The sequence below is a fragment of the Curtobacterium sp. SGAir0471 genome (assembly GCF_005490985.1).
Lineage (GTDB): Bacteria > Actinomycetota > Actinomycetes > Actinomycetales > Microbacteriaceae > Curtobacterium.
Window position 1 is genome coordinate 1,200,994 of record NZ_CP027869.1, and the last position, 20,273, is coordinate 1,221,266.

Sequence of the window (20,273 nt, forward strand, 5' to 3'; positions counted from 1 at the left end):
CGAAGGGAGCAACCAATGGCTGACACCACCACGACCACCCCCGCGACCACCTCGGCCGCGACCCGCTCGACCGGCACCCACGCGTCCGGCTCGGCCTCGGGCAAGACCACGATCGACGACACCGTCGTCTCGAAGGTCGCCGGCATCGCCGCCCGCGAGGTCAACGGCGTCTACTCGCTCGGTAACGGCGCAGCCCGTGCCATCGGCGCGATCCGCGACGCGATCGGCCAGCGCGACCACGGCCAGGGCGTCAAGGTCGAGGTCGGCGAGAAGCAGGTCGCCGCGGACATCACGATCGTCGCCGAGTACCCGGCTCCGCTGCAGCAGGTCGCCGACGGCGTCCGCCAGGCCGTGACGCGGTCGCTCCAGCAGATCGTCGGCATGGAGGTCGCCGAGGTCAACGTGACCGTCCAGGACGTCCACATCGAGGGCGACGACGACAACGACGACGACAAGAAGGAGTCCCGCGTTGAGTAACACACTCGTCGGCGCACTCATCGGCGCCATCCTCGCCGTCGTGGCACTGCAGTTCGGGTTCTGGGGCTTCGTCCTGGTGATCGTGTTCGGTCTGATCGGTGCCCTCGTGGCCGCGATCTCGACCGGCAAGATCGACCGCGGGGCCCTGACCGACGTGCTGACCGGACGCCGGAGCTCCCGGTGAGCGCCGGCCCGGTAGGAGTCGACGCGACTGCCGTCCCGGGCCGCGTCGAGATCACCTCACGAGCGCTCACGGCGCTGGCGCGGGCCGCCGCAGCCGAACAGCTCGGCGTGCCCGCGAAGCGCCTGCGCGTGGGACTCGACGACGACCGGGGGTCCATCGCCCTCGACGTCACGGGACCCGTGCGCGAACAAGCCGACATCGTCGGGGCGGCCACAGCGGCCGCCGACGCCGTGGGCCGCAGGGTCGGCCAGTTGTCGGGACGTCACGTGGGTCGGACCCACATCGAACTGACCGGGATCGTGCGTGAGCACGAGGGCCGGGTCCGGTAGGAGGAGCCATCATGAGCACCGAACAGCTCGAGAAGCGGCTGCGTCGTCGCAGCGTCCACCGGTCCCGGTCCACCGCCCTGGCCGTCACCCTGATCATCGTGGTGGTGGTCGCGGCGTGGGTCGGCACCGAAGCGGTCCTGAAGGCCATCGGGCAGCGCCCGTTGCTGGCGGACCCGCAGACCGTCGCCGACACCGCCCTCAAGCCCGACGCGGCGTTCACGACCATCGCCGAGGTCATCGCCGCGGTCCTGGTGATCCTCGGCATCATCCTCATCGTGTTGGCGGTCAAGCCCGGCCGGCAGCCCCGGTCCGGGATCGACCGGGACCGCGGCGCGGTCGTGATCGACACCCGCATCCTGGCCTCCACCGCCGCGAACGCCGCCGCCCTGGCAGCAGGCGTCCCCGAGTCCAACACCAGTGCCTCCGCACGCGGCCACCACACCGAGGTGCACGTGGTGCCCCTGTCCGGTATCCCCGTCGACCGCACCCAGGTGGAGCACGCCGTGCAGGAGCGGCTCGGCCGGCTCGGCGGCAAGCACGGCTCGTCGGTGAAGGTCACCGTGGAACAGAAGGGAACCCTGGCATGACCACCACCAACCGCGGCTTCAACCGGGTCCTGCTGTTCCTGATCGGCCTGATCAGCATCATCGTCGGTGTCGTCATCGGCGCCGGCGTCCTGCAACCCGTCCGCGACGCACTCCGGCAGTACGTGACCCTGCCGACGAAGGTCACCGTCCCCGACACCGCACTGTGGATCATCGCCGCCGTCTGCGCGGTGGTCATCGTCCTGGCGGTGATCGTGGTCGTCACCCGCGGCGGCGGCGGCACCAGTGTCGCCGTCCGGGAACGCTCCGGCGACGACCAGGTCACCGTGAACGTCGCCCTCGTCCGGGACGTCATCGACCACGAACTCAACGGTGTCCACGACATCGTCGGATCGAAGGTCGACACGTACCTGGTCAAGAAGACCCGCGCGGCACGGATCAAGGTCCACGTCCGCCGCGGCGGGGACGCGGTCACCGTCCTCGACGCCGTCGACCACGCACTCACCACCCTCGACCACACCCTCGGCCGGCAGATCCCGGTCCTGGTCCACCTCACCGGCGGCACCCGCACCGCACTGGCACGCACCACCCGCGTCCAGTAGGGAAACAGCAACAGCAACAGCACCAGCACCAGCACCAGCACCACCAGCACCACCACCGGCCGGGGGACGCCCGACGTCCCCCGGCCGTCCCATGCCCGGAAGCGGCCGCCCGCACGGCCGCAGACGATCCCGGGAGGCGACCCGAGCCTCCCGTCCGCACACGCCTGAAGGAGGCACCCCATGGCACGGAACAACGAACCCGTCAGCGCGTCGACCTCGGAGCAGCGTCGTGAGGACGCCGCCGACTGGTCGCCGCTCGCCCGCTACCTGTCCGAGTTCTTCGGCACGTTCCTGCTGGTGCTCGGCGGCGTCGGGACGGCACTCTTCGCCGCGAACTTCCCGAGCGACACCGACAACCAGTCCGGCGTCGGCTTCCTCGGCGTCGCGCTCGCGTTCGGTCTGACACTCGTCGCCGGCATCGCCGCGGTCGGACACATCTCCGGCGGACACTTCAACCCGGCCGTCACCCTCGGCCTCCTCGCCGCCGGACGCACCGACCTGAAGCACGTCCCCGGCTACATCGTCTCCCAGGTCCTCGGCGGTCTCGCCGCGACGAGCATCATCGCCATCGTGCTGTCCGGCAAGACCGGCGCGTTCCAGGCTGCGCACGACGCCGGCTTCGCGTCGAACGGGTACGGCAGCGCCAGCCCGGGCGGCTACGGCCTCGGCTCGGTCTTCCTGACCGAGGCGGTGCTCACCGGGGTGTTCCTCGCCGTGATCCTGTCGATCACCGCCAAGAAGGAGTACCAGGCGCTCGCCCCGATCGGCATCGGCCTGACCCTGACCCTCATCCACCTGGTGAGCATCCCGGTGAGCAACACCTCCGTGAACCCCGCACGCTCCATCGCGGCTGCGGTCTACGGTGGGGCCACGCCGCTCGCGCAGCTCTGGGTGTTCATCGTGGCGCCGATCGTCGGCGCACTCGTCGCCGGCCTGATCGTCCGCGTCGGCGGCCGTCGACGCATCACCGGCTGACCCTCCCGGGCCACGCCACACCGCGAGAAGGAGAACAGCATGCGCAACCGCATCATCGTCATCGGGCTCATCGCCCTGGTCGGCATCTGGATCGGCTCCCGGTCGAACCGTCCGGTCGTCAAGAAGACGACCACCGCCGAGACCATCCGCAAGGCCTGGAACGACCCGCACGCGCGGAAGCAGCGCGCGAAGCTCCGCAAGAAGATCGAGAAGGCCGCCTCGCGCTGACGAGGCGACCCTTCGACGGACGGGAGGCGCGGTGCCAGCTGGCACCGCGCCTCCCGTCCGTCCTGGTGTCGCCGCTACTGCGACCCGTCGGGATCCGTGAGCGCGGCGGCGTACGCGCGGACCGACCGGTTGTAGCGGGGGAGCGTCGGCTCGACCGCCTCGATCGCGACCCGCAGCGCCTCGTCCACCCGACCCGCGCTGTGCAGCGCGAGTGCGAGGAAGACGCGCGGTGCCGAGCCCGTCGCGGGGTGCAGGGGAGCGTCCCGCAGCATCGCGATGGCCTCGTCGGTGCGCCCGAGGTTCCGGAGCGTCGACGCGTGCTGCACCACGAGCTGCGCGGCACGGTCCGGGTCGACCTCCGCCAACCCGGAGGCCGTCGCTGCCGCGTAGTGCTCGTGCGCTTCGGCCTCGCGGCCGCCGGAGTCGTGCGCACCGTCGAGCTCGAAGGCACCGAGGGCCGGGTGGGGAGCCTCGGCGGCGAGCAGCCGCATCCGCTCGATCCGGACCTGGTCGTCCACGGTCTCGTCCGCCCAGAGCGCGTCGACCCGGTCCTCCCACTCGGCATCGGACGGTCGGGTCTGCGGGGTCGTGGAGTCGGTCACGGTGTCACCGTAGCGGGGGTCCGACACGTCGAGCATCCGGGGAACGTGCCTTCACGCACGCACGCGCGACGGGATGCGAAGATGCATCGTTGCCCACCGACAGGACGACGAGGAACCCATGGGACACGACGACGCGGCGCCGCTGCTCGACGGGCGCTACCGGCTCGAGCAGGAGATCGGGCGGGGCGGGATGTCCGTCGTGTACCGCGCGACCGACGAGGTGCTGCACCGTCCGGTCGCGGTGAAGCTCTTCCACCCGGGCTCCGTCGACCTGGCCCGGCAGGAGGCTGAACTCGGCGTCCTCGCGGCACTCGAGCACCACGGTCTGGTCGGACTGCTCGACGCGGGGGTGGTCGACGTCGTCGGCAGTGGTCCGCGGCGCTTCCTCGTGATGTCGCTCGTCGTCGGCCAGGACCTGGAGGCCCGGCTCGAGGTCGGGCCGCTCTCCGCGAAGCACATCGCCGAGATCGGCTACGACATGGCCGAAGCGCTCGAGTACATCCACCCGCACGGCGTCGTGCACCGCGACATCAAGCCCTCGAACATCCTGCTCGTGGACTACGGCACGGGCTCGGAGCGGGCCCGTGCACGGCTGACGGACTTCGGGATCGCCCTCGCCGCCGGGGTCGAACGGCTCACGGCCGACGGCGTCACGACCGGCACCGCCGCCTACCTCAGCCCCGAGCAGGCCCGCGGCGGCGACGTCGGTCCCGCCAGCGACGTGTACTCGCTCGGCCTCGTGCTGCTGCAGTGCTTCACGCGGCGGCGGGAGTTCCCGGGGTCGCTCGTCGAGTCCGCGATCGCCCGGCTGTCGCGGGACCCCGTCGTGCCGGAGCCGCTGCCGGAGCACTGGAAGCACCTGCTCCGGGTGATGACGGCACAGGACCCGGCGGACCGGCCCCTCGGCGCGCAGCTCGTCGCGATGCTGCGGGACGTCGTGATCACCGAGAGCGCGGGAGGCGACACCGCGACCCCGGGCACCAGGACCGCTGCTGCTGCGACCACTGCACCGTCCGACGCCGCCCCGTCCGACGCCGCCCCGTCCGACGCCGGCCACGGCCACGCGGCCCCGGGCGACGCGGCACCCGCCGGGTCCCGCCCGGCCACCCTCGACTCGCTCCCCGAGGAGTCGCTGCAGCGCACGGTCGCGATGGCGGCACGGCTCTTCGACGCCCCGATCGCCCTGGTCGACGTGCTCGACGAGGACCGCGAGTGGTCGCAGTCGTGGATCGCCGAGGGCGTCGACGAGGCGGCTCGGAACATCAGCTTCCGCAGCGGCTTCGCGCCGGTGCCGGTGCCCGTGGTGATCCCGGACGGTTCGGTGCACCCGGAGATGCGGCAGAGTCCGCTCGTCACCGGGCCGCTCGGCATCCGGTTCTACGTGAGCGTCCCCCTGCTCCGGCACGACGGCACCGCGGTTGGGACGCTCGCCGTGCTCGACGTCCGCGCGCGCGAGGCGTCCGAGGCCGACCTGGCGAACCTCCGCGACCTCGCCGCCCTGGCCGTGACGCAGCTCGAGCTCCGCCAGGAGGGGCTGCGGACGACGAGCGACGCGCTCCCGCTCGACGGCGCCCACTGAGCCGCACCACGCAACGGCACGGACGACGGCCCGCCGGCGTCAGGAGCGCGGCTGGTCGTCCGACCAGGCCACGGCGCGATCGGCCTGCTCCGCGGTGATGCTGGTCACGGCACCGCAGTTGACGCACTCGTTCCGGTGGGACCGCGAGAGCGGGATCAGCGGCACGAAGAACAGGCTGAGCTTCGTCGTCCGTCGCACCACCCGCTGCGCCGCCAGGACCCCGCACACCCCGCAGACGAAGCGGACCACGGTGAGCAGGGTGTCGGTGCCACGGGTACCGAAGATCAGGAACACACCGCGAGGCTACGCGAACGACCGCCGCGGACCGTCAGACGTCCGACACCGTCAGACGTCCGACACCGTCACGCGGAACGACCGCACGAGCGGCTCGTCCGGAGTGACGACGGTGGGGGCGTCCCAGGCCAGGGCCGAGCCGATCGCCGGGTACTCGGCGACCCGGACGAACCACGGATCGCGGTGGTCCAGCGCCTCGACGAGCACGCGCGCCCGTCCGCCGTCGAAGGACCCGGTCCACGACACCGAGGGCGCGACCGACCCGTGCACCTGGTCCTCGCCCGAGCCGTCGGGTGTCCGGACCACGACGTCCGTGCAGCGCGCGAAGCGCAGGAACCAGCCGCCGTACCCGGCCCCGGTGCGGCCGTGGCTGCCCGGACTGCCGAGCACCACCCGTCGGCCGCCGGCTGCGCGGAACGACGAGGTCCACTCGAGCTGCCACCCCTCGAGCGCCGGACCCCAGGCGAGGGTGCGGTCCTCCTGGAGCAGCGGGTCACCGCCCGGGCTGCGCCAGACGATCCCCACCCGCAGCCGGGACCGGTCCGACGCGCCGCACTCCACGGACGCAGACGCCACGGACGCAGACGCGACGGACCCGGACCCGGACGCGACGGACCAGGACCCGGACTCGACCGTGGCGACGCCGTGGTCGTCCTGCCACCGGTAGCCCGCACCGGGCACGTACGTCGGACCACCCCAGCAGTTGACGCCGTCGACGTCGGGCAACGCGATCCCCAGACCCGAGTGCCACGCGTGGTCGTCGGGGCCCCGGTCGGTCAGCACCACGCCGCCCAGGGTGCGCACGGGGTGCACGAACGGCCGCGGCGCCCAGGCCCTGGGGAGGTCCATGCCGTCGAGCACCTCGCCCACCTGCACCCCAGCGACCTCCAGGGACCCGAGCGCACGGCGCGTGCCGCCCACTCCCGCCGGTCCGTCCGTTCCCACTGGCCCGACGCTACGCGCCGACCTGCCCGGGTCGCCGCCGCACGAGCACCACGCTGTCGACGGTCTCGTGTCGCTCCCCGTCCGGCCCGGTGCTCGACCGCAGCCGTCCCTCGGCCACCACCACGTCCCACCCGTCGTCGAGCTGGAGTGCCGCGAGGTCCTGCTCGGGCGTGGGGAAGCGGTACGCCCGCATCTCCTCGGGCAGGTCACCGTGCGGCGGTGCGGCGTGCGCCGTGACGAGCAGGTGCCCGCCCGGAGCAACGGCCGCGGTCGCCCGGTGCAGGATGGCCGCGCGCGGGATCTCCACCGGCCACGACTGCAGGAACGACGCCGTGACGAGGTCGAACCGTTCCTCGGCATCCGGCGCCCAGGTCGCGAGGTCGGCGGCGACGAACCGCGTCCGCTCGGCCACCCCGGCGGCCTGCGCCGCACGCTCGCCGCGCTCGACGGCCGTCCGGGACAGGTCGACACCGGTCACGGTCCAGCCCTGCTCCGCGAGCCAGACGACGTCACCGCCCTCACCGCACCCGAGGTCGAGTGCCCGCCCGCCCCCGACCGGCAGTCCGGCGACGACGTCGGCGAGCACGGCGTTCACCCGGCCGGACCAGATCCCGTCCCGTTCCGCGTACCGGGCCTCCCACCACTCGCGGGCCGTCCCGACCTCGGGAGAGTCGTTCGAGGAGGCGGCGGAGTGGGAGTGGTCAGGCTCGTCGTGCGCGTGCATGCGCCCAGTGCACCGCGCGGCGGCGCAGGCCGCAAGCATCCTTGCCGGACCGGCAACGTGGATCGTCGCGAGCAACCGACGGACGGCAAAGCGGACCAGCGCGAGCATCCCCGCCGGACCGGCAACGCGGACCGCCGCCAGCAACCGTCCGACGGGAGGCAAACGGCCGCCCGCCGCGCGCCTCCCGTCCGTCGCACACCGGACCCGCACCCGACGACGTTCCGTCCAGAGTGCGCGGTCTGCGCGTCCGGAGCCCGTCACGCCGCGCAGCGGCGCGTACCGTCGCCGGCACGACGAGATCGTCCGGCGCCCACGCCATGCGGGAGCCGCCAGGGTGGGCAACGCCGCCCCGACGCTCCGGACGGCGCAGGACGCCAGGCGGTCGTGATGCAGGGAGCACGACATGTCGACGTACCAGGCAGACGAGCGGGTCGAACCGGTCCGCGTCACCACCTACCGCCACCTCCGCCGCGCCGCACGCCGCGGCTGGGCGGTCCCGGAGGGCACCCCGGCGCCCTCGCTCGCCGACCTGGCGCGGGTCCGCGGACTCGGCCGCGGCGACCGCACGTGATCACCGCGACCCAGGACCCGCCCGCCGAGGACCGGACGATCGAACAGCGCCGGACCTCGGTCCGCCAGGTCGTGCACAGCGGCACGGAACCCGGCGAGGCCCGCGCCCTCCACGAGGGCGTGTACGACGGTCGCGACCTGTGGTCCCGTCCCGACGGCGACACGCCCTTCTCCTACCGGTACCGCTCGACCGGGGACGGGCGCGTCAGCCTCCGGACCTCGTCGGTCTCGGCGCACCACGGCGGCGTGCTCGCCCCCGGCCGGCAGTACCTGCTGGCGTGGTCGGTCGAGGGCGGCATCGTGCTCGACCCGGACCGTGAGGACGGGGTCACCCTCCGCCCGGGTGTCCCGGTGATGTGCCCGGCCGGTCGTCCCTTCACGGTGGCGGCGCCGCCCGGCACGGTGCACCTGGTGCACTTCGACGCGGACTTCGTCGAGGCCGTCGCGGTCGTCGGCGGGACGGCCGCTCCCGTGCCGCTGGCCTTCCCGATCGCCGTCCCGACCGCCCGACTCGCGCCGCTGCAGCGCACGCTGCGCGAGCTCGCCGCCCCGATGCTCGACGTCGACGTGGTGGACGGCCCACGGGCCGCGCTCGACCTGCGCCTCGCCGAGGCCGTCCTCGAGGCGTTCCGCCCCGACCCCGACGGCGGGGTCCCGGACGTGCCCGTCGCGACGCTCGAGCGCGCAAAGGCCTACATGTACGCGCACTTCGCCCGACCGCTCAGCGCCGCCGAGATCGCCGCCGCGGCCGAGACCAGCGTGCGGACGCTCCAGGAGACCTTCCAACGGCAGGAGGAGTCGACGCCGACCACCTACCTGCGGGACCTCCGGCTCGAGAAGGCCCGGCTCGCGCTCCAGTTCGCCGACGCTCGTGAGACCACGGTGGCGGCCGTCGCGACCTCCTGCGGCTTCCGGCACATGGGGCGGTTCGCCGGCGCGTACGCCGCGCGCTTCGGGGAACCGCCGGGGGAGACGTTGCGCGGGCAGCGGCGGATGATCGCGGTGGCGGGGACCCCGGGGCGGACACGGTGGTCCCACGCTGGCTGAGCGGGCGGCCGCCCGTCGGCTGTCCGGATCCGCAGGTCGGCCGGGAGGCACTCGGCGCGTCCATCGCGCAGCCCCGGACCGCCCCATGGTGCGCTGGGTAGCGTGCAGGGATGCAGCGGACGTCACCGAGCACCGGGACCGGCGGGATCGCGGTCGCCGTGCGCGGCACCGGCGCCCCGGTCCTCGTCCTGCACGGCACCCCCGGCGGCATCGCCGCCGCAGAGGCGATGGCGCGCTTCCTGCCCTCCGACCGCTTCCGGGTCGTGACGCTCGCCCGACCGGGCTACGCGGGTACGACCCTCGAGCCGGACCAGCCGTCGCTCGACGACGAGGCCGACCGGTACGCGGCGCTCCTCGACGAACTCGGCATCGACCGCGTCGCGGTGCTCGCCTGGTCGGGAGGCGGCCCGACCGCCTACCGGTTCGCGGTCCGTCACCCGGACCGGGTCAGCGCGCTCGTCGTGGTCGCCGGTCTCTCGGCCCGGTGGGTGCCGCCCGCGCCGTCCTTCGCGGAGTGGCTCGTCACCTACACACGCGCGGGTGCGGCGCTCGCCGCCTTCGCCGCGCGACTCCTGCCGTCCGTCGTCGTCCGCACCGCCGAGGCCGGCGTCAGCTCCTTGCGTGGCCGTGCCCTCACCGCGCACGTCACGGACGTCCTGCACGACCGGCCACGCCGCCGGGTCCTGCTCGACCTGTCGTCGAGCGGCAACGCCGGTGGTCGCAACCGACCCGGGTGGGACAACGACGTCCGGGTGCTCGGCGCGGTCGACGACCTCGAGCTCGGGGCCGTCCGCGTGCCGACGCTCCTGGTGCACGGCGACGCGGACACCGAGGTCCCGATGGAGCACAGCGCCCGCGCCGCCGCAGCCGTTCCGGACGTCGAACTCGTCACCCTGCCGGGTGGCACGCACTTCGGGCTCTGGGACCACCACGAGGCCGCTGCCGTGCAGGCACGGGTGCGGGACCACCTCGCTCGGAGCTGACCGCAGCCGCCGAGCCTGTGACGAACCGCAGGGAACCGGGGTCCCTGCCCAGCCGGTCACAGGTTCGTGACCAATACGTTATCTTCCCGAGTCGGTCGATCACCCTGTCGCCGACCCGGAAGGAACCATGGGACGTCACGCCCTGCCCGCAGCCCCCGACGGCAGCACGTCGACCGCACACGAGGCGGTCGCCCCCGCGCCGACCCGGACGGCGGCGACCCCGACCGGTCCCGCCGTAGCTGCTCCGGCAGTGGCGGACACGGCCGCACCGCGTCGTCCCCGTGGCCGTCGTGCCGCCCTCGGTCCCGCGGTCGCCCGTTCCTCCTTCGTCCAGCCGGCGAAGCCCGCGCGCACCGTCGCGCTCGCCACACCGCGTCCGGTCGCCTCGACCGCCGTCGCCGGCGCCGCCGTGCTCTCGCGGTCCGCGGCCCTGCGCGCCGAGCGCGCCGCCGACCCACGGCACGTCCGCCGCGCCGCGAACGCCAAGCGCGCGGCGATCCTGCTCGCACCGGCCATCGCGGTCACCTCGTCCCTGACGCTCGCGGTCCCCGCGAACGCCGCTCCGCAGGCCACCTCGCACGGCACGTCGTCCTCGTCGATCGCCGCGTACGACGCGCAGTCCTTCACGGTCGCCCGCGACGTCGAGGTCCCGGTCGTGCAGACCGACGGCATGACGACCACGACGACGATCGTGTCCTACCCGACCATCGTCACGAAGTACGGGGTCACCACGCAGCAGGCCGAGGCCGCCATCTCGAAGGTGCTCTCCGCCGGCGGCAAGCGCGCCACGATCGTGTCGACAGCGCTGCAGTACATGGGTGACCCGTACGTCGAGGGCGGCGCGAGCCACTCCGGCATCGACTGCTCCGGTCTCACGATGGTGGCGTACGCGGCCGTCGGGATCCCGCTCGTGCACTACGTCCCGTCGCAGGACGCCGTGGCCACGACGATCCCGCAGTCCGAGGCCCTGCCCGGCGACCTCGTGGTGTTCGACAACGAGGACCACGTCGGCATCTACCTCGGCGACGGCGTCGTGCTGCAGGCACCGCACCCCGGCGACCCGGTCGACATCGTGCCGGTGTACCCGAACGCACACCACTTCGCGCGGCTCCTGCCCGCGGGGGAGTGACCCGTCCACGGGGAGTTGCGCGCCTCCCGTAAACTGGAGTGATGGCCACCGAGACCCGCACCCCCTTCGAGGAGCAGCGCTCCGCTCGTCCGCAGGTGCGCCCGCGCACCGAGGGGTGGACCCAGGCCCAGGACTCCGAGGGGCGTCCGCTCCTGCAGTTCGCGTCACCGAAGCGTGGCAAGCCGCCGGTGCACCTGGCCGACATGACCGTCGAGGAGCGCGTCGAGAAGGTCAAGGAGCTCGGCCTGCCCGGCTTCCGTGCGAAGCAGCTGTCGACGCACTACTTCACGCACTACTCGTCGGACCCGGCGACGATGACCGACCTGCCGGCGGCCCAGCGCGAGGAACTCGTGGCGGGGATGCTGCCGCCGCTCCTCACCGAGACCCGACGCCTGGCGACGGACAAGGGCGACACGATCAAGTTCCTCTGGAAGCTGCACGACGGCGCCCTGGTCGAGTCGGTGCTCATGCGCTACCCCGGGCGCATCACGCTCTGCGTCTCGTCGCAGGCCGGCTGCGGCATGAACTGCCCCTTCTGCGCCACCGGCCAGGCGGGACTGACGCGCAACATGTCGACGGCCGAGATCGTCGAGCAGATCGTCCGGGCGAACGCCGCGATCGCCGCCGGTGAGCTCGGGGGCGACCCGCGGAAGGGCGGGCAGGACCGCGTCGACGCCGAGCGCGTCACGAACATCGTGTTCATGGGCATGGGGGAGCCGCTCGCGAACTACAAGCGCGTGATCGAGGCGGTCCGGACGATGATCGCCCCGCAGCCGCACGGCCTCGGGATGAGTGCCCGCGGCATCACGGTCTCCACCGTCGGGCTGGTACCGGCGATCAAGAAGCTCGCGGACGAGGACATCCCGCTCACCTTCGCGCTGTCCCTGCACGCGCCCGACGACGAGCTGCGCGACGAGCTCATCCCGGTGAACTCGCGGTGGAAGGCCGACGAGGCGATCGACGCCGCGTACGAGTACTACGCGAAGACCGGCCGACGGGTCTCGATCGAGTACGCGCTCATCAAGGACATGAACGACCACGCGTGGCGCGCCGACCTGCTCGCCGAGAAGCTCAACGCCCGCGGCAAGGGCTGGGTGCACGTCAACCCGATCCCGCTCAACCCGACGCCCGGTTCGGTCTGGACCTCGTCGGAGCCCCACGTGCAGGACGAGTTCGTCCGCCGGCTCAACGCCGCCGGCGTCCCGACGACCCTCCGAGACACCCGCGGCAAGGAGATCGACGGGGCTTGCGGTCAGTTGGCTGCGGCCGACGAGACCGACGTCTGAGCAGACGATCGGTCGAACGGGAGGCGCGGTGCGGGTTCGCACCGCGCCTCCCGTCGTTCCCGGGTTGCGTCTGCCCCGCCCGCCGTCCTCGGCACGCGCCGGTACCCCGCCATCCGCGAGTTCTCGGGGAAGTCGGGGGACGACACGCCCGGGCGGTGGGTCGGTTGGCCGTGGTGGTGGGGCGTGTGTAAAGTAATCACTCGTTGCCGCTGAGGCGGAGAACGGAACGGCCGAGTGGCTCGCTTCCGAGTCTCGCCCGGGCAGCGAACTTCCAGCCCCTCTGATGAGACGCACTGTGGTGTGTCGAGTGGGGGGTGCGTCTGGTCCTTGAGAACTCAACAGCGTGCACATTGTCAATGCCAATTATTTTGACCCCGTGCCTGGTCGGTTTGCTGACCGGGTCGGAGACAATTCCTTTTGGATTGAATTGATTGTCCAGTGGACAGTCTTTACAGTCAAGATCAACTCGGCCTGCTGCTTTTGGTGGTGGGTTGGTAATTTTTTACGGAGAGTTTGATCCTGGCTCAGGACGAACGCTGGCGGCGTGCTTAACACATGCAAGTCGAACGATGATGCCCAGCTTGCTGGGTGGATTAGTGGCGAACGGGTGAGTAACACGTGAGTAACCTGCCCCTGACTCTGGGATAAGCGTTGGAAACGACGTCTAATACTGGATACGACTGCCGGCCGCATGGTCTGGTGGTGGAAAGATTTTTTGGTTGGGGATGGACTCGCGGCCTATCAGCTTGTTGGTGAGGTAATGGCTCACCAAGGCGACGACGGGTAGCCGGCCTGAGAGGGTGACCGGCCACACTGGGACTGAGACACGGCCCAGACTCCTACGGGAGGCAGCAGTGGGGAATATTGCACAATGGGCGAAAGCCTGATGCAGCAACGCCGCGTGAGGGATGACGGCCTTCGGGTTGTAAACCTCTTTTAGTAGGGAAGAAGCGAAAGTGACGGTACCTGCAGAAAAAGCACCGGCTAACTACGTGCCAGCAGCCGCGGTAATACGTAGGGTGCAAGCGTTGTCCGGAATTATTGGGCGTAAAGAGCTCGTAGGCGGTTTGTCGCGTCTGCTGTGAAATCCCGAGGCTCAACCTCGGGCTTGCAGTGGGTACGGGCAGACTAGAGTGCGGTAGGGGAGATTGGAATTCCTGGTGTAGCGGTGGAATGCGCAGATATCAGGAGGAACACCGATGGCGAAGGCAGATCTCTGGGCCGTAACTGACGCTGAGGAGCGAAAGCGTGGGGAGCGAACAGGATTAGATACCCTGGTAGTCCACGCCGTAAACGTTGGGCGCTAGATGTAGGGATCTTTCCACGGTTTCTGTGTCGTAGCTAACGCATTAAGCGCCCCGCCTGGGGAGTACGGCCGCAAGGCTAAAACTCAAAGGAATTGACGGGGGCCCGCACAAGCGGCGGAGCATGCGGATTAATTCGATGCAACGCGAAGAACCTTACCAAGGCTTGACATACACCGGAAACAGCCAGAGATGGTTGCCCCCTTGTGGTCGGTGTACAGGTGGTGCATGGTTGTCGTCAGCTCGTGTCGTGAGATGTTGGGTTAAGTCCCGCAACGAGCGCAACCCTCGTTCTATGTTGCCAGCGCGTTATGGCGGGGACTCATAGGAGACTGCCGGGGTCAACTCGGAGGAAGGTGGGGATGACGTCAAATCATCATGCCCCTTATGTCTTGGGCTTCACGCATGCTACAATGGCCGGTACAAAGGGCTGCGATACCGTAAGGTGGAGCGAATCCCAAAAAGCCGGTCTCAGTTCGGATTGAGGTCTGCAACTCGACCTCATGAAGTCGGAGTCGCTAGTAATCGCAGATCAGCAACGCTGCGGTGAATACGTTCCCGGGCCTTGTACACACCGCCCGTCAAGTCATGAAAGTCGGTAACACCCGAAGCCGGTGGCCTAACCCTTGTGGAAGGAGCCGTCGAAGGTGGGATCGGTGATTAGGACTAAGTCGTAACAAGGTAGCCGTACCGGAAGGTGCGGCTGGATCACCTCCTTTCTAAGGAGCATCTGACCGGCCCTCTTGCAGGTGATCGGTTCAGGCGCCGATGCAACCCGAGTGTGGTTGCCGGTAGCTCATGGGTGGAACATTGACAGTGCAGTCGGGAGCGTAGCTTCCGGTCTCAGTACGCCAGCTTGCTGGTTGGAAGGGGTCGGGGTGAGCGGGTCGGCTGGTGCACGTTGTTGGGTCCTGAGGGACCAGGCTTCCCGGTCGTGATGATCGGGGGTTGAGCCGGCGGACGGAAGTCTGCTTGGTTCTTCGAGTGGGCTGCATGAAGCGAACCGGTTGGTTCGGGGAGTGTGGTGCCGATCGTATGTTGAGAACTACACAGTGGACGCGAGCATCTTAGATCGCTCGAGACGGTGATCATCTCTTTTCGGGGGTGGTCGGGTGTCGAGTCGATCGCAATTTTAATCTTTGTGGTCAAGTTTCTAAGAGCAAACGGTGGATGCCTTGGCATCTGGAGCCGAAGAAGGACGTAGAAATCTGCGATAAGCCTCGGGGAGCTGATAATCGAGCTGTGAGCCGAGGATTTCCGAATGGGGAAACCCCGCCAGGCGACTTGTCGACCTGGTGACTCCCGCCTGAATATATAGGGCGGGTAGAGGGAACGTGGGGAAGTGAAACATCTCAGTACCCACAGGAAGAGAAAACAACATGTGATTCCGTGAGTAGTGGCGAGCGAAAGCGGATGAGGCTAAACCGATCATGTGTGATAGCCGGCGGGCGTTGCATGGTCGGGGTTGTGGGACACGTCGCTCAGTTCTGCCGGACTGGGGCGGTTACAGCGCATCATAGTCGAACCGGTTTGAAAGCCGGGCCGTAGTGGGTGCCAGCCCCGTAGACGAAATGGTGTCATGGCCGGATGTGTATCCCAAGTAGCACGGGGCCCGAGAAATCCCGTGTGAATCTGTCAGGACCACCTGATAAGCCTAAATACTCCCAGATGACCGATAGCGGACAAGTACCGTGAGGGAAAGGTGAAAAGTACCCCGGGAGGGGAGTGAAATAGTACCTGAAACCGTTTGCTTACAAACCGTCGGAGCCTCCTTGTAGGGGTGACGGCGTGCCTTTTGAAGAATGAGCCTGCGAGTTAGTGATATGTGGCGAGGTTAACCCGTGTGGGGCAGCCGTAGCGAAAGCGAGTCTGAATAGGGCGATACAGTCGCATGTCCTAGACCCGAAGCGAAGTGATCTATCCATGGCCAGGTTGAAGCGACGGTAAGACGTCGTGGAGGACCGAACCCACTTCAGTTGAAAATGGAGGGGATGAGCTGTGGATAGGGGTGAAAGGCCAATCAAACTTCGTGATAGCTGGTTCTCTCCGAAATGCATTTAGGTGCAGCGTTGCGTGTTTCTCGCCGGAGGTAGAGCTACTGGATGGCCGATGGGCCTCAACAGGTTACTGACGTCAGCCAAACTCCGAATGCCGGTGAGTGAGAGCGCAGCAGTGAGACGGTGGGGGATAAGCTTCATCGTCGAGAGGGAAACAACCCAGACTACCAACTAAGGCCCCTAAGCGTGTGCTAAGTGGGAAAGGATGTGGAGTTGCACAGACAACCAGGAGGTTGGCTTAGAAGCAGCCACCCTTGAAAGAGTGCGTAATAGCTCACTGGTCAAGTGATTCCGCGCCGACAATGTAACGGGGCTCAAGCACACCGCCGAAGTTGTAGATTTCGCACACAGACAAGCCTTCGTGGTTCAGTCGTGCGGAGTGGTAGGAGAGCGTCGTGTGGCGAGTGAAGCGGCGGAGGAATCCAGCCGTGGACGCCACACGAGTGAGAATGCAGGCATGAGTAGCGAAAGACGGGTGAGAAACCCGTCCTCCGAAAGACCAAGGGTTCCAGGGCCAGGTTAATCCGCCCTGGGTAAGTCGGGACCTAAGGCGAGGCCGACAGGCGTAGTCGATGGACAACGGGTTGATATTCCCGTACCGGCGAACAACCGCCCAAGCTAATCCAGTGGTGCTAAGAGTCCTAACCCGGTACATCCGGATCCCTTCGGGGTGATGGTGTCCGGTCTAACGCTCGACCCCATGCTGGTGCGGCTAGCGTATGAACAGGTGTGACGCAGGAAGGTAGCTGAGCCAGGCGATGGTATCCGTAAGGTGAACCTGGTGTAAGGATGTAGGGCTGACGATAGGCAAATCCGTCGTCTGCGTGCCTGAGATCCGACGCGTACCCGTCAAGGGGAAATCAGTGATCCTATGCTGCCGAGAAAAGCATCGACGCGAGGTTGCAGCCGCCCGTACCCGAAACCGACTCAGGTGGTCAGGTAGAGAATACCAAGGAGATCGAGAGAATCGTGGTTAAGGAACTCGGCAAAATGCCCCCGTAACTTCGGGAGAAGGGGGGCCGGACACGTGACACGACTTCTCGTTGTTGAGCGTTGAAGGCCGCAGAGACCAGTGGGAAGCGACTGTTTACTAAAAACACAGGTCCGTGCGAAGTCGCAAGACGATGTATACGGACTGACGCCTGCCCGGTGCTGGAAGGTTAAGAGGAAGGGTTAGCCCTTACGGCGAAGCTCTGAATTTAAGCCCCAGTAAACGGCGGTGGTAACTATAACCATCCTAAGGTAGCGAAATTCCTTGTCGGGTAAGTTCCGACCTGCACGAATGGCGTAACGACTTCCCAGCTGTCTCAACCGCGAACTCGGCGAAATTGCACTACGAGTAAAGATGCTCGTTACGCGCAGCAGGACGGAAAGACCCCGTGACCTTTACTACAGTTTGGTATTGGTGTTCGGAGTGGCTTGTGTAGGATAGGTGGGAGACTGTGAAGCGGGCACGCTAGTGTTCGTGGAGTCATTGTTGAAATACCACTCTGGTCACTTTGGATGTCTAACGTAGGACCCTGATCGGGTTCATGGACAGTGCCTGATGGGTAGTTTAACTGGGGCGGTTGCCTCCCAAAGAGTAACGGAGGCGCCCAAAGGTTCCCTCAACCTGGTTGGCAATCAGGTGGCGAGTGTAAGTGCACAAGGGAGCTTGACTGTGAGACTGACAGGTCGAGCAGGGACGAAAGTCGGGACTAGTGATCCGGCAGTGGCTTGTGGAAGCGCTGTCGCTCAACGGATAAAAGGTACCTCGGGGATAACAGGCTGATCTTGCCCAAGAGTCCATATCGACGGCATGGTTTGGCACCTCGATGTCGGCTCGTCGCATCCTGGGGCTGGAGTAGGTCCCAAGGGTTGGGCTGTTCGCCCATTAAAGCGGTACGCGAGCTGGGTTTAGAACGTCGTGAGACAGTTCGGTCCCTATCCGCTGCGCGCGTTGGAAATTTGAGAAGATCTATCCCTAGTACGAGAGGACCGGGATGGACGAACCTCTGGTGTGTCAGTTGTTCTGCCAAGGGCACCGCTGATTAGCTACGTTCGGACCGGATAACCGCTGAAAGCATCTAAGCGGGAAGCCGTCTTCGAGATGAGATTTCCATGCACCTTGAGTGTGAGAGGCTCCCAGCAGACTACTGGGTTGATAGGCCGGATGTGGAAGCGGGGACCAACGACCCGTGGAGCTGACCGGTACTAATAAGCCGAAGACTTGACAACACAACTATTACCCACACTTTCGGGTGGGGGGCTCGCGTCCACTTTGTGGTTCCCGACAGACGATCGGGAATCAAACTGAATACTTCAGCAATGCTCTGAAGGAACAATGGTTTGATCCAGGATCTGGGTCGACAGTGTTCCGGTGGTCATAGCGAGAGGGAAACGCCCGGTCACATTCCGAACCCGGAAGCTAAGCCTCTCAGCGCCGATGGTACTGCAAGGGGGACCTTGTGGGAGAGTAGGACGCCGCCGGACTCAACGTTCAGCAACACCAGGAAACCCCTGACCGTTCACGGTCAGGGGTTTCCTGCGTTCTCCGGGCATTTCGAACTGTGGGCAGTTCATGGGGCGTTGCCCGGCCTCGCTCAGCGAAGGATGCCGAGCTCCATCGCGCGGGTCACGGCACGGGTGCGGTCGTTCACGCCGAGCTTCTCGAACACGTGCCCGAGGTGCGTCTTCACCGTCGTCTCGCTGACGAAGAGCGCGCGGCCGATGGCGGGGTTCGAGTTCCCCTGTGCGACGAGCTGCAGCACCTCGAGCTCGCGTGGGCTCAGTGCCGGGCCGAGCGGCACCTTCGCGGTCGTCCGGCGGACGAGCGCCGCAGCCGCCGAGGGAGCGAGGGCGGTCTCACCCCGCGCGGTCGCCCGCAGCCCGGCGAGGATCTCGGACTCCGGCGCGGCCTTGAGCAGGTAGCCGGACGCGCCGGCCTCGATCGCGGCGAGGATCTGGTCGTCGGACTCGTACGTGGTGAGGATGAGCACGCGAATGTCGGGCTCGCGGGCGAGTATGCGCGCCGTCGCCTCGTCACCGGTGCACCCGGGCATGCGCAGGTCCATGAGCACGACGTCGGGGCGCTCCGCCAGGGCCGTCGCGACGGCGCCCTCGCCATCGCTGGCCTGCCCGACGACCTGCACGTCGTCCGCGTCCTGCAGCAGGGCGACGATGCCTGCGCGGACGATCGGGTGGTCGTCCGCCACGACGACCCGGATCACCGGGTCACCTCGGTCGGCGCTGATGTGACAGCCGGGAGGCGCGGCTCGGCCCCGGTGGGCAGGTCCACGGTGACGACGGTGCCGCCTCCGGCGTCGCTCGTGATCGTGCAGGTGCCGCCCGCGAGGGCCAGTCGTTCGCGGAGCCCGCGGAGCCCGTGACCGGCGGTGGGCAGGGTCGGGTCGAAGCCGGCGCCGTCGTCCGCGACACGGAGCGCGGCGCGGCCGTCCTCGACCTGCAGGACGACCTGCACCGATGACGCCGCGGCATGCGCTCGGACGTTCGCCAGCGCCTCTTGCGCGACACGGAGCAGCACGACCTGCGCGTCGCGGTCCAGCGCGCAGTCGGACGCCTCGACCCGCACCGGTGTGCCGGTCTCGCGTCCGAAGCGTTCGCCGAGGCGGTGCAGCGCGGCGCCGAGTCCGTCGCTCGCGACACCGGCGGCACCGGCTGCGACGAGTGTGCGGGACTCCTCGAGCGCGGTTCGGGCCGACTCCTCGAGCACGGCGAGGCGGTCGTGCAAGCGGTCGAGTCGGTCGCCGGTCAGGTCGCCCCGGGCGCGCTCGGTGAGCATGACGATCCCGGCGAGGTCCTGCGCCACGGTGTCGTGGAGCTCCCGCGCCAGCCGCGCCCGCTCGCTGGTCACGCCGGCAGCGCGGTTCGCCTCAGCGAGCGAATGCTGCGTCGCCTCGAGCTGCTCGATGAGCCTGCGGCGCTCGTCGGACAGTCGGGCGATCCGGAAGATCCAGAGCCCGAGCGCGCATGCGCCGAGGACGCTGATCGCCTCGATCAGGACCGTGCCGCCGAGGGCGTCCGGGCCGGATGCGATCTGCAGGCCGACGCCCGACGCGATGCCGATCGCGACCGAGACCCAGACGGCGGTGCGGATGCGCTCGACCTGGCACCACGCCACGGGGAACAGGACGGACTGGATGAACGCGGTGCTCGGGACGACCGCGGGCAGGACGAGGGCGACGACCACGAGCAACGGCACGAACGCCGCTGCGGCGCGGGGCTCGTCGTACCCACGCCAGCCGTACGTCACGTACGCCAGGGCGAGCAACCCGAGGGCGACGAAGGCCGGCCAGCGTGACGGCCAGGGCGACCAGTCGGTCGCGGCGATCACCGACACGAGCGCGACGGCGACTGCGACCGCGACGTGCAGTCCCCAGTTGCGGTGCCTGGTGATCCGGTCCATGCCGACAG

19 protein-coding genes and 3 rRNA genes are annotated in these 20,273 nt (G+C 68.3%); 16 read left to right on the plus strand and 6 right to left on the minus strand.

Translation table 11 applies throughout. From position 1 onward, the window contains the following. Positions 1 to 15: 15 nt before the first annotated feature. The 7 genes from C1N91_RS05560 (at position 16) to C1N91_RS05590 (ending at position 3,340) form a co-directional block, all read left to right on the plus strand. Positions 16 to 477, plus strand: coding sequence for an Asp23/Gls24 family envelope stress response protein (locus C1N91_RS05560; RefSeq protein WP_137766938.1), 462 nt, complete (start codon positions 16 to 18; stop codon positions 475 to 477). Beyond that, positions 470 to 661, plus strand: coding sequence for a DUF2273 domain-containing protein (locus tag C1N91_RS05565; protein WP_058750405.1), 192 nt, complete (start codon positions 470 to 472; stop codon positions 659 to 661). Before C1N91_RS05560 ends, C1N91_RS05565 begins: the two co-directional genes overlap by 8 nt. Beyond that, complete coding sequence (locus tag C1N91_RS05570; RefSeq protein ID WP_137766939.1) at positions 658 to 990, plus strand: hypothetical protein; 333 nt, start codon at positions 658 to 660, stop codon at positions 988 to 990. The genes C1N91_RS05565 and C1N91_RS05570 overlap by 4 nt, the downstream gene beginning before the upstream one ends. 11 nt (positions 991 to 1,001) lie before the next feature. After that, the gene (locus C1N91_RS05575) at positions 1,002 to 1,577 is read left to right on the plus strand and encodes a DUF6286 domain-containing protein (protein WP_137766940.1); all 576 of its coding nucleotides are present in this window, start codon (positions 1,002 to 1,004) and stop codon (positions 1,575 to 1,577) included. After that, the gene (locus C1N91_RS05580) at positions 1,574 to 2,137 is read left to right on the plus strand and encodes a hypothetical protein (protein ID WP_137766941.1); all 564 of its coding nucleotides are present in this window, start codon (positions 1,574 to 1,576) and stop codon (positions 2,135 to 2,137) included. Before C1N91_RS05575 ends, C1N91_RS05580 begins: the two co-directional genes overlap by 4 nt. 180 nt (positions 2,138 to 2,317) lie before the next feature. Beyond that, entirely contained in the window at positions 2,318 to 3,112 is a 795-nt protein-coding gene (gene aqpZ / locus C1N91_RS05585) for an aquaporin Z (RefSeq protein WP_137766942.1), read from the plus strand. A 39-nt stretch (positions 3,113 to 3,151) separates the two neighbouring features. Beyond that, on the plus strand, positions 3,152 to 3,340 hold the full coding sequence (locus C1N91_RS05590; RefSeq protein ID WP_058750437.1) for a hypothetical protein: 189 nt from the start codon (positions 3,152 to 3,154) through the stop codon (positions 3,338 to 3,340). 74 nt (positions 3,341 to 3,414) lie between these two features. On the opposite strand, the gene C1N91_RS05595 is transcribed toward C1N91_RS05590, so the two are convergent. Further along, positions 3,415 to 3,942 (minus strand): tetratricopeptide repeat protein, encoded by a 528-nt coding sequence (locus C1N91_RS05595; protein ID WP_254678357.1) that lies wholly within the window; start codon positions 3,940 to 3,942, stop codon positions 3,415 to 3,417. A gap of 118 nt (positions 3,943 to 4,060) precedes the next feature. Here C1N91_RS05595 and C1N91_RS05600 point away from each other — a divergent pair, with 118 nt between their 5' ends. After that, positions 4,061 to 5,521, plus strand: coding sequence for a protein kinase domain-containing protein (locus C1N91_RS05600; RefSeq protein ID WP_137766943.1), 1,461 nt, complete (start codon positions 4,061 to 4,063; stop codon positions 5,519 to 5,521). 39 nt (positions 5,522 to 5,560) lie between these two features. Here the strand turns inward: C1N91_RS05600 and C1N91_RS05605 are convergent, their stop codons facing one another. From C1N91_RS05605 to C1N91_RS05615, 3 genes are read right to left on the minus strand one after another with little or no spacing between them, the layout of a single operon-like run. Next, a complete protein-coding gene (locus tag C1N91_RS05605) occupies positions 5,561 to 5,815 on the minus strand; it encodes a hypothetical protein (RefSeq protein WP_058728065.1) in 255 nt (84 codons plus the stop codon). Positions 5,816 to 5,866: 51 nt separating this feature from the next. Then, positions 5,867 to 6,760: a DUF6807 family protein gene (locus tag C1N91_RS05610; RefSeq protein ID WP_137766944.1), complete on the minus strand. Its 894-nt coding sequence runs from the start codon at positions 6,758 to 6,760 to the stop codon at positions 5,867 to 5,869. Positions 6,761 to 6,770: 10 nt separating this feature from the next. Beyond that, positions 6,771 to 7,484, minus strand: a complete 714-nt coding sequence (locus C1N91_RS05615; RefSeq protein ID WP_137766945.1) for a class I SAM-dependent methyltransferase — start codon at positions 7,482 to 7,484, stop codon at positions 6,771 to 6,773. A gap of 403 nt (positions 7,485 to 7,887) precedes the next feature. On the opposite strand from C1N91_RS05615, the gene C1N91_RS16635 reads away from it, so the two are divergent. The 8 genes from C1N91_RS16635 to rrf all read left to right on the plus strand — a co-directional run bounded on the left by C1N91_RS16635 (position 7,888) and on the right by rrf (position 18,332). Continuing rightward, positions 7,888 to 8,055: a hypothetical protein gene (locus tag C1N91_RS16635; RefSeq protein ID WP_175415926.1), complete on the plus strand. Its 168-nt coding sequence runs from the start codon at positions 7,888 to 7,890 to the stop codon at positions 8,053 to 8,055. After that, complete coding sequence (locus C1N91_RS05620) at positions 8,052 to 9,101, plus strand: helix-turn-helix domain-containing protein (RefSeq protein ID WP_137766946.1); 1,050 nt, start codon at positions 8,052 to 8,054, stop codon at positions 9,099 to 9,101. The genes C1N91_RS16635 and C1N91_RS05620 overlap by 4 nt, the downstream gene beginning before the upstream one ends. Positions 9,102 to 9,211: 110 nt before the next feature. Then, complete coding sequence (locus C1N91_RS05625; RefSeq protein ID WP_137766947.1) at positions 9,212 to 10,084, plus strand: alpha/beta fold hydrolase; 873 nt, start codon at positions 9,212 to 9,214, stop codon at positions 10,082 to 10,084. Between the two features lie 127 nt (positions 10,085 to 10,211). After that, the gene (locus C1N91_RS05630) at positions 10,212 to 11,213 is read left to right on the plus strand and encodes a C40 family peptidase (RefSeq protein ID WP_137766948.1); all 1,002 of its coding nucleotides are present in this window, start codon (positions 10,212 to 10,214) and stop codon (positions 11,211 to 11,213) included. 41 nt (positions 11,214 to 11,254) lie between these two features. Then, complete coding sequence (gene rlmN, locus C1N91_RS05635; protein WP_137766949.1) at positions 11,255 to 12,499, plus strand: 23S rRNA (adenine(2503)-C(2))-methyltransferase RlmN; 1,245 nt, start codon at positions 11,255 to 11,257, stop codon at positions 12,497 to 12,499. Between the two features lie 501 nt (positions 12,500 to 13,000). Further along, positions 13,001 to 14,522 (plus strand): 16S ribosomal RNA (locus tag C1N91_RS05640). 424 nt (positions 14,523 to 14,946) lie between these two features. Then, a 23S ribosomal RNA gene (locus tag C1N91_RS05645) occupies positions 14,947 to 18,077 on the plus strand. A 138-nt stretch (positions 18,078 to 18,215) separates the two neighbouring features. Next, a 5S ribosomal RNA gene (rrf, locus tag C1N91_RS05650) occupies positions 18,216 to 18,332 on the plus strand. Together the 16S, 23S and 5S rRNA genes form the textbook arrangement of a ribosomal RNA operon. Positions 18,333 to 18,442: 110 nt before the next feature. Here the strand turns inward: rrf and C1N91_RS05655 are convergent. Together C1N91_RS05655 and C1N91_RS05660 are read right to left on the minus strand one after the other, a co-directional pair. Continuing rightward, the gene (locus C1N91_RS05655; RefSeq protein WP_137766950.1) at positions 18,443 to 19,069 is read right to left on the minus strand and encodes a response regulator transcription factor; all 627 of its coding nucleotides are present in this window, start codon (positions 19,067 to 19,069) and stop codon (positions 18,443 to 18,445) included. After that, positions 19,066 to 20,265: a sensor histidine kinase gene (locus C1N91_RS05660; RefSeq protein WP_137766951.1), complete on the minus strand. Its 1,200-nt coding sequence runs from the start codon at positions 20,263 to 20,265 to the stop codon at positions 19,066 to 19,068. The genes C1N91_RS05655 and C1N91_RS05660 overlap by 4 nt, the downstream gene beginning before the upstream one ends. Positions 20,266 to 20,273: the final 8 nt, after the last annotated feature.

What these genes read in the sequence shown, in the direction of transcription:
- C1N91_RS05625 (WP_137766947.1), top strand. Translation starts at nt 9,212, where the DNA reads ATGCAGCGGACGTCACCGAGCACCGGGACCGGCGGGATCGCGGTCGCC.
- C1N91_RS05560 (WP_137766938.1), top strand. Translation starts at nt 16, where the DNA reads ATGGCTGACACCACCACGACCACCCCCGCGACCACCTCGGCCGCGACC.
- C1N91_RS05580 (WP_137766941.1), top strand. Translation starts at nt 1,574, where the DNA reads ATGACCACCACCAACCGCGGCTTCAACCGGGTCCTGCTGTTCCTGATC.
- C1N91_RS05660 (WP_137766951.1), bottom strand. Translation starts at nt 20,265, where the DNA reads ATGGACCGGATCACCAGGCACCGCAACTGGGGACTGCACGTCGCGGTC.
- C1N91_RS05630 (WP_137766948.1), top strand. Translation starts at nt 10,212, where the DNA reads ATGGGACGTCACGCCCTGCCCGCAGCCCCCGACGGCAGCACGTCGACC.
- aqpZ (WP_137766942.1), top strand. Translation starts at nt 2,318, where the DNA reads ATGGCACGGAACAACGAACCCGTCAGCGCGTCGACCTCGGAGCAGCGT.
- C1N91_RS05600 (WP_137766943.1), top strand. Translation starts at nt 4,061, where the DNA reads ATGGGACACGACGACGCGGCGCCGCTGCTCGACGGGCGCTACCGGCTC.
- C1N91_RS16635 (WP_175415926.1), top strand. Translation starts at nt 7,888, where the DNA reads ATGTCGACGTACCAGGCAGACGAGCGGGTCGAACCGGTCCGCGTCACC.
- C1N91_RS05615 (WP_137766945.1), bottom strand. Translation starts at nt 7,484, where the DNA reads ATGCACGCGCACGACGAGCCTGACCACTCCCACTCCGCCGCCTCCTCG.
- C1N91_RS05590 (WP_058750437.1), top strand. Translation starts at nt 3,152, where the DNA reads ATGCGCAACCGCATCATCGTCATCGGGCTCATCGCCCTGGTCGGCATC.
- rlmN (WP_137766949.1), top strand. Translation starts at nt 11,255, where the DNA reads ATGGCCACCGAGACCCGCACCCCCTTCGAGGAGCAGCGCTCCGCTCGT.
- C1N91_RS05575 (WP_137766940.1), top strand. Translation starts at nt 1,002, where the DNA reads ATGAGCACCGAACAGCTCGAGAAGCGGCTGCGTCGTCGCAGCGTCCAC.